General features: G+C 41.0%; 12 protein-coding genes, 1 tRNA gene, 2 pseudogenes and 1 riboswitch. Of the genes and pseudogenes, 8 read left to right on the forward strand and 7 right to left on the reverse strand.

What is annotated here, in order from left to right; genetic code table 11:
- Positions 1–29: 29 nt before the first annotated feature.
- Positions 30–96, forward strand: a riboswitch (Fluoride riboswitch).
- A 132-nt stretch (positions 97–228) separates the two neighbouring features.
- A complete protein-coding gene (gene crcB, locus NO346_RS03675) occupies positions 229–609 on the forward strand; it encodes a fluoride efflux transporter CrcB (protein WP_256414281.1) in 381 nt (126 codons plus the stop codon).
- 75 nt (positions 610–684) lie between these two features.
- Positions 685–916 (forward strand): annotated as a pseudogene (locus NO346_RS03680) (DUF190 domain-containing protein).
- A 133-nt stretch (positions 917–1,049) separates the two neighbouring features.
- On the opposite strand, the gene NO346_RS03685 reads toward NO346_RS03680, so the two are convergent.
- From NO346_RS03685 to NO346_RS03700, 4 genes are all read right to left on the reverse strand, one after another.
- A complete protein-coding gene (locus NO346_RS03685) occupies positions 1,050–1,304 on the reverse strand; it encodes a type B 50S ribosomal protein L31 (RefSeq protein WP_256414282.1) in 255 nt (84 codons plus the stop codon).
- A gap of 138 nt (positions 1,305–1,442) precedes the next feature.
- Complete coding sequence (locus NO346_RS03690) at positions 1,443–2,738, reverse strand: AarF/ABC1/UbiB kinase family protein (protein ID WP_256414283.1); 1,296 nt, start codon at positions 2,736–2,738, stop codon at positions 1,443–1,445.
- 287 nt (positions 2,739–3,025) lie between these two features.
- Entirely contained in the window at positions 3,026–4,387 is a 1,362-nt protein-coding gene (locus NO346_RS03695) for an MATE family efflux transporter (protein ID WP_256414284.1), read from the reverse strand.
- A 29-nt stretch (positions 4,388–4,416) separates the two neighbouring features.
- Positions 4,417–4,878: a DMT family transporter gene (locus tag NO346_RS03700; RefSeq protein WP_256414313.1), complete on the reverse strand. Its 462-nt coding sequence runs from the start codon at positions 4,876–4,878 to the stop codon at positions 4,417–4,419.
- Positions 4,879–4,986: 108 nt separating this feature from the next.
- On the opposite strand from NO346_RS03700, the gene hemW reads away from it, so the two are divergent.
- Positions 4,987–6,141: a radical SAM family heme chaperone HemW gene (gene hemW / locus NO346_RS03705; protein ID WP_256414285.1), complete on the forward strand. Its 1,155-nt coding sequence runs from the start codon at positions 4,987–4,989 to the stop codon at positions 6,139–6,141.
- Positions 6,142–6,265: 124 nt separating this feature from the next.
- On the opposite strand, the gene NO346_RS03710 is transcribed toward hemW, so the two are convergent.
- The 3 genes from NO346_RS03710 to NO346_RS03720 form a co-directional block, all read right to left on the reverse strand.
- Positions 6,266–6,341, reverse strand: a tRNA-Lys gene (locus tag NO346_RS03710).
- Between the two features lie 120 nt (positions 6,342–6,461).
- Positions 6,462–8,303: a long-chain-acyl-CoA synthetase gene (locus NO346_RS03715; RefSeq protein WP_256414286.1), complete on the reverse strand. Its 1,842-nt coding sequence runs from the start codon at positions 8,301–8,303 to the stop codon at positions 6,462–6,464.
- A gap of 189 nt (positions 8,304–8,492) precedes the next feature.
- Complete coding sequence (locus tag NO346_RS03720) at positions 8,493–11,810, reverse strand: Rne/Rng family ribonuclease (protein WP_256414287.1); 3,318 nt, start codon at positions 11,808–11,810, stop codon at positions 8,493–8,495.
- Positions 11,811–12,190: 380 nt separating this feature from the next.
- Between NO346_RS03720 and NO346_RS03725 the strand changes: the two genes are divergently transcribed.
- From NO346_RS03725 to NO346_RS03745, 5 genes and pseudogenes are all read left to right on the forward strand, one after another.
- Positions 12,191–12,538, forward strand: coding sequence for a hypothetical protein (locus NO346_RS03725; RefSeq protein ID WP_087536310.1), 348 nt, complete (start codon positions 12,191–12,193; stop codon positions 12,536–12,538).
- A 62-nt stretch (positions 12,539–12,600) separates the two neighbouring features.
- A complete protein-coding gene (locus NO346_RS03730; protein WP_256414288.1) occupies positions 12,601–13,533 on the forward strand; it encodes an RluA family pseudouridine synthase in 933 nt (310 codons plus the stop codon).
- Positions 13,530–14,204, forward strand: a complete 675-nt coding sequence (locus tag NO346_RS03735; RefSeq protein WP_256414289.1) for an HAD-IA family hydrolase — start codon at positions 13,530–13,532, stop codon at positions 14,202–14,204. Before NO346_RS03730 ends, NO346_RS03735 begins: the two co-directional genes overlap by 4 nt.
- A gap of 188 nt (positions 14,205–14,392) precedes the next feature.
- Positions 14,393–14,719: pseudogene (locus NO346_RS03740) on the forward strand (helix-turn-helix transcriptional regulator); the annotation flags it as partial.
- Between the two features lie 52 nt (positions 14,720–14,771).
- Complete coding sequence (locus NO346_RS03745) at positions 14,772–15,383, forward strand: glutathione S-transferase family protein (protein WP_256414290.1); 612 nt, start codon at positions 14,772–14,774, stop codon at positions 15,381–15,383.
- Positions 15,384–15,409 lie beyond the last annotated feature (26 nt).

Below are 15,409 nucleotides of genomic sequence, written 5' to 3' on the forward strand. Positions count from 1 at the left end.
AGTTGAGTTGTCTAAAAATTATGTTATTTTAGAGCAAAGGAGATGGCATTCCTCCTATTACAAACCGCCGTTTTGGCTAATGATGCCTACGTTACCCTGAACAGGGAGCGTAGGTTTGTGCGTGCTCTGTTCCCATTTTGGAGTTCGCAAATGAAAAAATTTCAGAAAATTAGCTATAAACTCATGCTGAATATCATTTTAGCTCCAGCGCAGTGTATGGAGTAAATCATGTACTATCCTTTACTCTCAATCGCACTTGGCTCGGTATTAGGTGCATGGTTACGTTGGTTTTTGGGTTTAAAGCTGAATCCTATTTTCCCCAATATTCCTTTAGGAACGGTCACCGTCAACTTTGTTGGTGGCTTTATTATTGGTTTTGCAATTTCCTATTTTTCTCAAAGCTCTCTCAGCCCCAATTACAAACTGTTCGTGATCACGGGCTTTTGTGGTGCATTGACCACGTTCTCAACATTTTCGGCTGAGATTATTACCTTATTACAAAGTGGTAAATTGGGTTATGCCTGTGCTGCAATTTTGATTCATGTGCTTGGATCATTGCTGTTTACCCTCTTAGGTATGAGCCTGCATCAATGGCTTAGTGCCACATAGCCAAGAAGTGATGAAATGAATGGATTTTTAATTACTTTTTGTACGACACAAAACCATAATGTTTAGGGAAAAGCGATTAGTGAATGATTGTTGGCAGTCGCAAGTCAAATGAATTTGCGTGGGGAGACAGTATGAGCGGGTTTGGAAGGTTGATCATCAGGGTTTATTTCATTCTGCTCGTTTCTTTGGATTCGCGGATCGACCTATACAAATTCAATTTGCAGTAAGCTCTGAACAAGCAATCGAATTATTGAGTTATCTGAATCGTAAAGAGATTTCTTTATTCTATGTGAAAACACCGATTTAGTTTGGCGTGGTGGGTAAATCAACTGATCGCTAGGATGTATAGAATCTAGACATAAAAAAAGAAGTCTAAGCGGAGGAGATATAGCCTTAGACTTCCAATATTAATAGCTTAATGAATGAAACTTAAAACAAGATTAACCTTTGCGATTAAAACGTGCAAAGCGTTTGTTAAAGCTGGCAACACGACCTTCATTGTTTGCTTGGCGTACTTCACCTGTATAAAACGGATGCGATGCACTTGAAATATCTAGGGTAACGTATGGATAGACTTTGTCTTGATATTCTTTGCTTTGTTTAGGCTGGAGTGTGCTACCAATTAAAAAGTAGGCATCAGCATTGGTATCATGAAACAAGACTTGTTGATAAGCAGGATGAATATCTTTACGCATTTTAAATGACTCCTATTTTAGGATATGTTATAACATAACAATATATGGGGTCAATTCTAATGCTTTCAAGTGAGTGATATATAATTTGTAGGTAAAATATTTCACCCCCTTTTATTCAAAATAAAGGGGGGCAGTTTTTTAGTAATTTGGAACAAGCTCTTCAAATAAATCATTTAAGTTGTCGTGAACTTTAAGGTGAATCAAGTTCCAATAATGTCCTGAAATCGTACGATTGACCATGAGCGTATCTGGAGAAGGTTTAAATACATCCCAATATTTCAGCGATTTTTTAACAAGTCGCATTCCATCGTGATGCGATGAATTTTCGGCAAAGTCATAATGTGTACTTAACGGGCGTAATAGAATTTCAATCCATTGTGTATACAGTTCGGTTGGAAATTTCTGCTTTTCAGCAATTGAATGCAGTTCAACCAATAAATCTTCAACCTGAGCAATATCTTCTTGGCGAGCTGCATTGACCAATGCTTTAAAGTGTTGAATGATTTCAGGGGATAGCGTTTTGACGCTACCGTAATCATAAATAATCACACTGCCATCTTCACGGAAAGCGAAGTTGCCCGGATGTGGATCACAGTGAAAACGCTTCAAGAAAAACATTTCTTGTCCTAAAGCGCGAATCAAACGACGACCAATTTTATTGCGGGTTTCAACTGACCATGTACTTGCGGTTTCAATAGAATCACCTTGTTCAAGGCTCAGCGTTAGTACGCGGCGAGACGAATAATCCTTATAGACGGTTGGTATGATGATTTGATTATCCAACTTCTCATGAAAAATTTTAAAAACCTCGAGGTTTTGTGCTTCGATTTCGTAGTTTAGCTCGGCGGAAAGGCTGTCCTGAATTTCTTGAAATAGTTGATCTTGTAGCTTCTTATCAATCTTAAGTACGCCCATTAAGCGTAATGCGAGGCGGACTTGCTTTAAGTCACTTTCACAGGCTTGGTCAACCCCTGGATATTGTACTTTCACCACAACTGCTTGCCCATTTGGAAGTACCGCACGATGTACTTGACCAATCGAAGCTGCTGCAAATGGTTCGGTTTCAAAAGAGCTAAAAATTTGGTTTAAGGGTTTGCCTAACTCTTTTTCGACTTGCTGTTGTATCGCAGCAAAAGGCATGGCAGGGGCTTGGCGTTGTAACTTAGCAATTGCTTTCGCCACTTCGGGTGGAAAGATGTCTTTATACTGTGAGGCAATTTGCCCAACTTTCATCACAGCACCTTTCATTTCACCTAATGTATCGGCAATCTGTAAGCCAATATCTTGAAATAGTTGGCTGCGTGCTGCGTTTTTTTGTTCTTCATCTGCGGTGAGATTACGAATGGAGTTGGCAACGCTTTTGCTGGCAATACTTGCGGTCATACCAGCCAGTTTTAAAAAACGTCTACTGGGAGAGCTTGCATGTTTTGCCATATTCGCTTGACCTCATTCGATTCAGTTTCAAAGTGATATCCTGATCATAGGCGACAAAACTTAAATTGCCTAGATGGAAATGTTAAGGGATGTAAGTAGATATTGGGAATGGATTAGATCTTACAGGATGTATTGGGCATCTATTGGTTGGAATTTTTAGATGTAATCTAGCCCGATCTTTTAAGATTTAGCCAAAGTTTTTATTAGATTGATCGCACATTTTGGTCAAATTGAAAGATGACATACTTGTCATCTTTCAATTAAAAAATTAAATCAGCATTAAGTTCTTATGAGTTGAGGTTAATGTGTTGCGCTAATCGTTTATTGTTTAAATATAAACGACCAATCAAGAATACACAGGCAATACTTAAACCGATAATCAATCCTAACCAAACACCTGCAACACCCCAAATCGTATAACGTGCCAGATATAAGCCTATTGGGAAAGCAATCACCCAGTATGCCATTAAGGTAATCCACATTGGTGCTTGCGTGTCTTGCATGCCTCGTAGGCAGCCTGCAGCGCTTACTTGCCATGCATCCATTAATTGATACGCCATCGCGAACCACAACAGATACATCGCGACAGGAATAACATGAATATCATTGGTATAGATTGCCACGATATAGGGGCGCGCTACAGCAATCAGTGTCATGGTCAAAGCAGCAAAAATGGTTGCGCTAATCAAGCCTACTTTTTGAACTTGGCGCATCGCATACCAATTTTTTTCTCCATAATAAGTGCCCACACGAATCGTGAGTGCAATGGCAAGAGATAATGGGATCATAAACAATTGTGAAGTCACAGAAATTGCAATCTGATGCGCCGCAATTGCATTTTCACCGAGTGGACTCAGGACAATCGCGCCTGTACTGAAAATACTCACCTCAAAAAATACAGCTAGACCAATCGGCAGACCCAGCTTTAAGATGCGTTTTACCCATATAGGATCAATTTTTTCCCATTTTGTGAAAATGGGCGCTTGTTTATAAGCTTTAGCTTTTGAAATATAAATCGCCAGTGTAATAAACATCAGCCACTGTAAGATTGCTGTTGCAAAGCCACAACCCGCACTCCCTAAAGCAGGAATAGGTCCAAAACCGTACATAAAAATAAAGTTCAGTGGAATCAGGACCAACAATGCAATTAAGCTAATCGCAGTGACAGGTCGTGGATGTCCTAAGGCTTCAGAATAACTACGTAATGCTGCGTACATCATCACCGCAGGCATACCAAAGCCAATCGCATGTAAAAACAGGCTTGCTTTGGGTAATAAACTTTCAGGTACTCCAAACAGGGGTAAAAACATCGGCATACATTGCAAAATCAACATAGCAACGATGCCGAGGATGACCGCAACCCATAAGGATTGACGTGCAATAGTCGGAATTTTCTCTGGTGTTCTTGCACCGCGCGCTTCAGCGACTAAAGGTGTTGTTGCGATCATGATTCCTGCAAATAACAACATAATTGGAATCCATAAACCAACACCGACAGCAATGGCTGCCAAATCAGCAGCAGAAAGATGACCTGCCATGATGGTATCAATAAGACCAAGCCCAGCTTGAGCAAATTGGGTGATTAAGATCGGAAACATTAAATGAAATAATTGCTTAAGTTCAAACCGCTTGGTTGTCGCGTCAGACACAAAAAATACTCTTATTGATTGAGGGAGAATTAGCGTTGTAGAGTGAATATAACACCAATAAAAATGACAATACTGCCGACAAGACGTTGCCAATTGACAGGTGTTTTTTCTGTCCCTAGCCAGCCAAAATGATCCAGTAACATGGAAATGACAAGCTGGCCGAAAATAACCAGACCTGAAAAGGTGAGAAATCCAAGTTTGGGTGCAGTATAAATGCTCATGCTGATCGCATAAACCCCAAGTATTCCACCTATCCACAAAAACCACGGAATATGTGAAAGTTCACTTAAGTTTGGCTTTGCCGCGCTTTGAAAATAAACCATAAACGCAAGAATAATCGTGCCAACCAGAAATGAAAGAAATGCGGCTTGAATGGGGGAATGTAAATGTTCTCGGAGCTGGGCGTTAATTGCAGTCTGGAATGCCATTGCTATTCCAACGCCTAAAGCGAGGGGGAGGAAAAGTAGCAACTGGCTTGAGAATTTGATCATATTTATATCATTCATTATTCTTGGTGGTCTCATACATAGCATAGATGATGAGTGGTTGATGAGTCGAGTCATGTTAAAATAAAAGGGTTCTGTTGTTGAGCTTCCATTTTGAGTCATTTAAATCCAGCAAATATTCCACTTTCACTTTATATCCATATGCCTTGGTGTGTGCGTAAGTGCCCTTATTGTGACTTCAATTCACATGCTGTTCCTGATGGGGAATTGTCTGTGGATTTAGAGCAACAATATCTTGAGGCGCTGGTGGCTGATTTTGAGACTCAAATTGAAATGGCGCAAGGTCGGTCAATTCATAGCGTATTTATTGGTGGTGGAACGCCGTCTTTAATTTCAGCACAAGGCTATCAGTGGTTATTTAGTCAATTAAAGGCGCAATTAGACTTTGAGGTAGATTGTGAAATCACATTGGAAGCTAATCCTGGCACAGTGGAACATGATCCATTTGCAGATTATCTTGCAGCGGGCATTAACCGATTGTCGATTGGTGTGCAAAGTTTTAATACGGAGCATTTACAACGTTTAGGGCGGATTCATTCTGCCGATAATGCGCTCAGTGCCATTCAGCAGGCGCGTCAGGCAGGCTTTCAGCGTGTCAATGTGGATTTAATGCATGGTCTACCCCAACAAACCCTTGAACAAGCTCTAACTGATCTCAAACTTGCGGTAGAACAGGGCGCAACCCATATTAGTTGGTATCAACTGACCATTGAGCCGAATACCGTTTTTTTTCGTACCCAGCCCATGCTTCCGCAGGACGAGATACTGGAGCAGATACAAGAGCAGGGTGAGGCATATTTAAAGGCACAGGGCTTTATCAATTATGAAGTTTCCGCATGGCGTAAGGAAAAGCCATCAGCGCACAACCTGAACTATTGGCAGTTTGGTGATTATTTAGCCATTGGGGCAGGGGCGCATGCTAAGGTTAGTCGTCCAGATGGGATTTATCGTTTTCAGAAAACCCGTTTACCGAAGGATTATTTAGCCAAGGTTCCTGCGGATCATCTCCAAATGAAAAAGATTGAAGCGGATGAATTGCCCTTTGAATTTATGATGAATGCTTTGCGTTTAAATGATGGGGTAGATGCGAAATTTTATACTCAACGCACAGGGCTTGATTTGCAAGATATCAGTGAGACGCTGAATCAACTACGTGACAAAAAACTTTTGGTCGCTGATGTGAATCGAATTGCTTGCACAGAGCAGGGGCATATCTTTTTAAATTCGGTATTGGAAAGTTTTTTATAATTTAGGTGCAAGATTACTTTGAGCAAGGATGCTTAAAGTAATCTAATGGTTGCTGTCATCTTTTAGAAAGATAGTTCGCACAAAATAAAAAACCTCATCATAAATGATGAGGTTTTTTAGAATCTGGTGGGTCGTCCGCGACTCGAACGCGGGACCAACGGATTAAAAGTCCGCTGCTCTACCAACTGAGCTAACGACCCATCTCGTTTTGATGTTGCGTATTCTAGCAACTTATTCAGCTAACACAAGAGGAAATTTAAAAACATCTGCATGATTGTTTATAAAAAGCACGATTTCCTCTTGTTTAGCTAAAAAATAAACTAGAAACGGTACTGATAGCTTTGAATGTTATCAAAGATTTCAGTATTTACATCACTATAGCTGTTTGTACCTGGTAATAAAACCAATAAACGTTCAGATGTTTTGCTCGGATTAAATGAGTCTTCTTTCAGTTTATTTTTTTGGTATTTAAATGTTCCAGTGGTTTCTACTTTGGCTTGAATGCGTAAAAATACTGGAATTGCATATGATGGTAAGCATTTTTTAAATACATTTACCATAGCGCTTAGATCAGTTTCGTTAAGCTCTGCACCATCAACCAAAGTAATTGCTGCCATACCTGCACGACCATTGGTATTTGGAATCTCTACCCCATATACCACAGCTTCCGCGATCTTTTCATATTCGCAGACTATGTTTTCAACTTCAGTTGTAGAAACGTTTTCACCTTTCCAACGGAAAGTATCGCCTAAACGGTCTACAAACTGCGCATGACGAAAGCCGATATCACGAACCAAGTCTCCAGTATTGAAGTATGAGTCGCCCTTGTTAAACACATCTTTTAAAATCACAGATTTGTTCTTTTCTGGATCGGTGTAGCCATCAAATGGTGAACGGCTGGTGATCTTACCAATCAGTAAGCCAACCTCACCTGTTTTGACTTTCTTGCAGTGACCTTTCTTATCGCGAACTAATTCATTCTTTTCTTTATCAAATTCAACGATCGCGTATGGTGTTGGAGAGAAGCCAACTGTATTGTCAAAGTTAAAGATATTACTAAAACCAACATTGCCTTCACTTGATGCATAAAGTTCAAGTACTTCTTGCACGCCAAAGCGTTCTTTGAACTTACCCCAAATGTTTGGACGCATACCGTTACCAATCATTTTGGTAACACGATGAGCACGATCCTGTTCAGTTGCAGGCGCATCGATGAGGTAACGACACAGTTCACCGACATAACCAATTGCAGAGGCATTGAATTTTTGTACATCTTTCCAGAATGCGCTAGTTGAGTATTTACGACGTACTGCAAGGGTTGCGCTACCTGCGATCACACCACACCAGCACACGACTACACCTGTTGCATGGTAAAGCGGGAGGGTCACGTACATCACATCATCTTTACCGAGGTTAAGGATATGTCCATAGGTACCGTAAGCTAGAGTCCAACGGCTGTGTGTGAAAATAACAGCTTTTGGTAGGCCCGTTGTACCAGAGGTATAGATGTAGAACAAACCATCTTTACCTGTCACGGTGCGGGTAGTCGATGGATTGAATTTTGGAAATTGGTCAATTTGTTGCGCAAGGTTCACATAACCTTGTGGTGCAAGCCCTGCATTTTTTCGTGTTTCTAGATCAGCAAACCAGTGGAAACGATCTTGAGCAACTTTTAATTCTGGGCGAGCTTCATCAATCACAGCACGGACTTCTTCACCTGCAATCACTGCAATTGGATTAACCAAATTAATGCTATGAGCGAGGATTTTACCGACTTGTGATGTGTTTACGAGTGCGATCGTGACACCAATTTTAGCTAAAGCAACAATCGTAGCAATCAGTTCAGGACGGTTTTCAACCATCACTGCAATGACATCACCCTTTTTAGCACCAAGCGATAAATAGTAATGCGCAATTTGGTTGGCCCATTCATTTAGTGCTTGGTAGCTGTAACTTTGATCTTCAAATAACAGTGCGATGCCTTGAGGGTTACGCTTGACTGCTTTTTCAAAGGCAATGCCTAAACCAGCAGGTGAAGTTGGCGTTCGTATATATGCTTGTTTAAGTCCATTGAGGATATGAGGTACTTTGGTGATGAAGTTTGGAAGTCGAGTAGCAACATCACTAAGGGTAATAATATCGGTCTGCGTAGTTTGGCTCATATCAATCCTATTTATTTTTCGACCAGTCCAAAAATGGCTATCTGTTAGAACAAAACCATTAACATCATTGTTGTTGATGCTGTTTTTACTGGTAAGTTCCTAGAGCAATCAACCTAATCTGACAAAATAACAAAAAAGCCTAGTCATCGAAATGACTAGGCTTTGCCTTATTGAGTGCAATTTAGCAAATTATTCATTGCCAGTTGTGCTTTTTTTAGGTGGTCTTCCACGAGGGCGACGAGGACGGCTAGATTTTTCCTTTTCTGCCTTCGCTGCTTCATCCTCTAGTTCTGCTTCAGTCGGCTCAGCTTTTTCAACAGCTTGAACAGTTTCAGTCGATGTTACTGGTTCAGAAGCTTCAACTGGTGCGGCTTCTGCTGGAGTAACATCAGTACTGTCTAGTTCTAGTGGTTGTTGCGCTGGAGTGGATACTGTTTCATCTGCAATAATATTAACGACTGTTTCTGGCACTTCTTCTTTCGATTCGGTGCTTTCAACAGGTGCAGCAGTCGTATTTGCAGCGATATGAGCTTCCTTAGCTTGTTCAGCGGCAAGTTTAGCCAAGCGACGACGTTCGCGTGGATCATTTGCAACACGAGTAGCAGGTGCTTCAGGTGGAGTTAGTGCCAATACAGGTGCGGGTTCAACTTCTTCAGTTTGCTTTTGAGTTGGAAGTTCAGCATCACGGGTTACGGGACGTTTTTCTTCAGCAACAGTTTCAAGCACTAAAGTATTTGCATATTGCTCAGCAAACTTTTGTAATGCACGATTAAATGTTGTCACTAAGCCGAATTGCTCAATCAAAATAGTACAATCTTCACCATATACATGACGAATCAGGCTACTCATCGTGTATTGAGCTAATGTTGGAATTTGTGACGGTACAACTTTAGGCACAACGGCTTTAGGCGATGATTGTGAATCACGATGACGACGACGTGAACGTGGATCATTGCTAGCACGTTTTACAGGTGCTGGAGCAGCTTCAGTTGATGTCACTTCTTCAACTTCTGTAGCCACTTTTTCTGTTTGAACAGGTTCAAGGACTTCAGTTTGCTCTACAGCAACAGGTGCTGTTTGAGTTTTTGTAACTGGCTTAGCCTGTTGTTGATTTAATGCAACAATTTCACTTTGACCTTGATCAATATTTACGATCAATGCTGTGTTGATTGGTTCTGCGCGAGGTGCATCAATCACATCAACTTTAATTTGTTGAGGACTCGCTACAGTTTCAGGTGTAGCGGCAGCAGTTTCATTTAAAACACTTTGGTCACGATGACGGTTTGGTCGATTTGGACGCTGTTGGTTATTGCGATCACGACGTGGCAACGCGCTTGTATCATTACCATGTCCAGCATCTTGATGCTGCTGTTGGTTTTGATGTTCTTGTGGTTGCTGACGTTTTTGCTGACGCTTTAACTCACGTTGTTCTTGACGTGATGGTTGCTCTTGACGAGAAGAAACTTGAATATTTTCTTCCTGCACTTGATTTTGTTGTTCATGTGCATGTGAATGATGTTCACGTTGTTCTTTATGTTTACGTTTCTTCGGATTTTGCGATTGATTTGGGCGATGAGCTTTTTCATCTTTCTCAAATGTTTCGCGTGCTTCTTGTTTCACGGGTGATTGTGAAATATAAGCATTATTGGCGGTTGGTGCTGCAGTCTCAGTGATAGCAGCAGGTGTATTCATTTGACCAAACTGACCACGGCTGACTGCACCGTTATTAATCATTTGTTCAATTGCTGCGGCAGCATTTTGTGCAGAACGTGATTGATCAATCGTTTGTGCTTGCTTTTGAACGAATAAGTTCTCTAACCATGCGCAAGGGCTTGCTGATTTTTGTGCAACAGCTTGTTGTGCTTGCTTAGGTTGAGCAGCTTGTTGTTGAGTGGCTTTCTTTTGCTGTCCAGCTGCATTATTTTGTGCAGGTGCTGCATGGTGATGCTCTGCTTCTTCTAAATGCCATTCAGAAGACTCATAACCGAGTTGTTTTTCACTGTCACGGGTCGCTTCAGTACGTTCATAGCTTGAAGGCGCAAAGCCTGCTGGATTGTACTGAATTTCATAGTGTGGCGTTTCTAAATGTGGATGCGGCAAAATGGTGACACGCACATTGGAAGTTTGCTCCAGATATACAAGGCTGTGACGCTTTTCATTTAATAAGAATGCTGCGATTTCAACTGGAACTTCAACTTGAACTTCACCTTGACGCTCGCGTAAAGCAATTTCTTCGACCTTGCGCATAATCGAAAGTGACAATGAACGTAAGTCACGGACCATACCCGTGCCATGACAGCGTGGGCAAACGTAGCCAGTCGCTTCTTCTAAAGAAGGGCGTAAACGTTGACGGCTCATTTCCATGAGGCCAAAACGTGACAGTTGACCGAACTGGATACGTGCGCGGTCACTTTGCGTTGCTTCACGTAATTTCGCTTCAACCATACGTTGGTTACGGTCTTTGGTCATGTCAATAAAATCGATTACGACTAAACCGCCAATATCACGCAAACGAAGTTGACGTGCGATTTCTTCAGCTGCTTCCAAGTTGGTGTTTAAAGCAGTTTCTTCAACATCATGACCACGCGTTGATTTCGCCGAGTTAATATCGATTGAAACTAAAGCTTCAGTTTGGTCAATGACGATTGAACCACCAGACGGAAGTTTAACTTCACGTTCATAAGCGGTTTGAATTTGGCTTTCGATACCGAAGTGAGCAAATAGAGGCTCATTCAAGGTATAAGTTTTTAACTTATCAAGTTGGCGTGGCATGACTGCTTTTACGAAGTTATAGGCTTCGTTATAAGCTTGTTCACTATCAATCAGGATTTCTGCAACATCATCACGTAAGTAATCACGGATCGCACGTGTCACTACACCTGCTTCTTGGTGAACTAACATTGGTGATGGACCAGAACCTGCTGAACCTTGGATTTGAGCCCAAAGGTCAAGTAAATGTTGCAAATCAAGTTGCAATTCTTCTTGTGTACGACCAATACCCGCAGTACGAACAATGACGCTCATGCCACGAGGTACATTTAAAGAAGATAGAATTTCTTTGAGTTCTTCGCGCACAGAACCTGAAATCTGACGGCTAATACCGCCACCTTTCGGGTTGTTTGGCATAAGTACTAAATAACGGCCTGCAAGAGAAATAAAAGTAGAAAGCGCAGCACCTTTGTTACCGCGCTCTTCTTTTTCGACTTGAACCAATAATTCTGTGCCTTCAGTGATGAGTTCACGAATATTTGAAGTTTGACGAGGATCCGCTTTGAAATACGAGTTTGCAATTTCTCGCATAGATAAAAAGCCTTGACGCTGTGCGCCGTACTCAACGAAAACTGCTTCTAAAGAAGGTTCAACGCGAGTGACATGACCTTTATAAATATTTGATTTTTTTTGTTCACGAGTACGATTTTCTAAATCGAAATCGTAAAGACGATTACCAGTAATCAGTGCAACGCGAACTTCTTCGGCGTGGGTTGCATTAATCAACATACGTTTCATGGGTGTGACACCTAATAGTGATGCACACAAACAATCAGCCCGATACTTTTGAGCAAACATCAAATTGGCGCGATCAAGATTCAGAAGCAGCTTTGTACATGATGCTCTGAAACCACTGACTGTAAATATTCAGTTTGTGCTTTGATACGTTTATTTCGATGTCAGCAATAGTGCCTTAATCTTCAGTCTAATGATATTTCATCCATGTTTTGCATCTGTGAAATATCGTTAGACCCAGCATAATCAAAGTTCCTAGACGCTTCACTGGCGGGTGAGCGGTGCATTGGATGGTGACTTTCACTGTCATTAAGCATTGAAGTCGATCCACCTGGAAGTCTCGTGATACGGAATGATCATCGTATCTCTGCTTAGCAGTTCCAATGCATCAACGCTTTAGCCTGAATGCGACATCAGGGAGCAAATTGTCTGATGTGGATCAGTTTACGTTTAATAACCAACAAATTTGTTGGCAACATATTTTTTCTGAACAAACTGTATGTGCTGATGCACAATTAAACGCAACAGTTTGCCATTTTGCCGATATAATAAGCCTTCGGCGTCGGCATAATTCTTTAGGACCTATCCGAGTTATTGGTGAGTATCTCGTCGATTTAAAATTTTATCTAAATAAAATTTTTGATCTGATGCTCACTTACGGTGGTATCCGTGCGCTGAATATATCAAACCTTGCGGCATCTGCCTATGGGCTAAGTTTAGGTTTCTTGTGAAATAACTTAGCTAAGTGATCAATTTTTAATCATATTTAGCAAATCTTGGATTAATCGAGCGTATGAATTCTACACAACAATGGCAAAGTGTCACTTGGTTTGAGGTGGATGAGCATCAAGACGGGCAGCGAATAGATAATTTTTTATTTACCCGATTAAAAGGTGTTCCGAAAAGTCGAATCTACCGTTTGATTCGTGAAGGACAAGTACGTGTAAACAAAAAAAGAATAAAAGCAGAAACACGTTTGAATATTGGTGATCAGATTCGTGTCGCACCAATTCGTTATGAACAAAAGGATGAAAGCGCGGCACCAGTGAGTGATGGCGTGGCGCAAAGCCTGCTTAGTCGTGTGGTCTATGAGGATGAGGGATTATTAGTGGTGAATAAACCGTCAGGTATTGCAGTACACGGCGGCAGTGGTGTGGCTTATGGTTTGATCGAAGCATTGCGGGCAGCGACAGGTAAAAAATATCTGGAACTGATCCACCGTATTGACCGTGACACTTCAGGTTTGGTGATGATCAGCAAGAAACGCAGTACCTTAAAATTATTACAGGATTTATTGCGTGAGCATAAAATCCAGAAAACCTATGCGGCAATTGTTAAGGGGCAGGTGAGTCTGGATCAGCAATTGATTGATGCACCCTTATTGCGTTATGAACTGGCGAATGGCGAACGTCGTGTCCGTGTGACCAAAGACGGTAAGCCGAGTAAGACTGACTGGAAAGTGGTTGAACGTTTTAAGACAGCAACTTTGGTGCATGCGTCACCGCTTTCGGGACGTACCCATCAAATCCGTGTACATGGTTTAAGTATTGGTCATCCTTTAGTTGGGGATGATAAATATGGACATAACACAGACTATAAAGGCCCTGAAGCACGTCGTTTATGCCTACATGCCATGCGTTTGGACATTCCAAACTATCCAAGCATTGAAGCGCCAATGCCAGAAGATATGCAACAAGTGATCAATGAATTGAGAAAACAGAAATGAGTCAAAATATCGAACTGGTGATTTTTGATTGGGATGGAACCTTATTCGATTCAGTGGGACAAATCGTAGCAAGTCTGCAATATGCAGCACAGCAATTTGAGCAACCTTTAACGGATGATGCCGCAAAAAGTATCATTGGCTTGGGTTTGCCCGAAGTCATGCAAATCTTATTTCCGCAGGTTCCAGATTTGCAGCAAGATATTTTGCAATGTTATGCAGATCATTATGTTGCAAATTCAAAAGGCGATGCATGGTTTAGTGGTGTGGCAGAGTTGTTGGCTGACTTAAAACAACAAGGGATCAAGCTTGCAGTTGCGACGGGTAAAAGTCGTAAAGGTTTAGATCGTGTATTAAGTCAAACCAATAGTCATCAGATTTTTGATACTACTCGTGCAGCCAGTGAAACCAAGTCTAAACCTGATCCATTGATGTTGCAGGAGATTCTTGCTGAGTTGGATGTAGCAGTTGAATGCGCCATTATGGTGGGGGATACCAGTTACGATTTAGAAATGGCAGAAAATCTGAATATGCCACGTATTGGCGTCAGCTATGGGGTGCATAGTATTGAAACTTTGCAACAATACCAGCCTTTAACGATTGCTCATAATGTGCAGGATTTACATGCTTATTTGCAAACTATCTTAGAACGCGCAGCGATTACTGAAAGTTAAGCGATACACATTATTTGCAAAGATAAGATGGTGAGAAAGCTGATTTTCTCATCATCAATAATAACAATAGGGATAGCATGAGTCGTTGTATTCGATTACTGAATTTATTACAACTACCTCGACAATATCGTTATCCAGTCAGTCACCGCACAAGTTTTTGGCTGAACGGTTGCAGATTAATCAGCGTAGCGTTTAACGTATGGTTAGCTGTCAATCAAATATTGGTTGAGCAAGTCAGAGTGTCGATTCGATCTCAAGTTAAAATTTTCTTTGATTATGTTGATGAACAGCAACGCACTAGTGCGAGAACAGTTTAGCCATTTGCACTTGGTTATTTTAATGACAAGATTGTGCTCGCTGCTTGGTGTGAATTACGCAATGATTTTCGAAATTTTCGACTTGATCGTATGCAAAATCTAAGTTTAAGCCAAGAACGCTATCCACAATTCAAACAACAACTTTTTCAACAATGGTGGACTCAGGAAGTATGCCGTTCGACTACTGAGAAAAACTGACAATGTGAACGATTAAATTTTAATAACACCAATAAACAAGGAAATATGAAAAATGACACTTAAATTTTATACAAATACTCAGTCTCGCGGTATGGTTGTTGATTGGTTGCTCATTGAACTGGGGGGTGCCTGTGAGCGAATAGAAGTGGCTTACCAGACAGAAATGAAGGCACCAGAATATTTAAAAATAAACCCTTTTGGAAAAGTTCCTGTTCTAGTCGATGGAGATATAGTGATTTATGAGCTTGGAGCAGTGTGTGCATATTTGACAGATAAGTTCGCGGATAAGGGCTTAGCACCAGCACTCAATGATCCTAAGCGAGGGTTGTACTATCGTTGGCTTATGTTTATTTCTGGACCTTGGGAAGCAGCATCGACTAACAAAATGTTGGGTGTAGAGATAAAATCTGATCAGAAAATGTTTGTTGGCTATGGTGATTATCAAGAAGCTTATCATGCCTTTATTCAGGGCTTAAATGAGGCTGATCCATATTTATGCGGGCAACAATTTACCACAGCAGATGTGATGGTTGCAGCAATGTTATTTTGGCAGTTGAAAATTGGTCAAATACAGACTCATCCTGTAATAGAACAATATTTAGACAATGTAAAACAGCGTGAAAGTTATCAAAAATTTATAGCATTTTTTAGTGAACCAGCCTAAGTAGACAAACTCAAAGCCGATTTAAA

The organism is Acinetobacter sp. 5862 (assembly GCF_024494585.1).
Taxonomy (GTDB): Bacteria; Pseudomonadota; Gammaproteobacteria; order Pseudomonadales; family Moraxellaceae; genus Acinetobacter.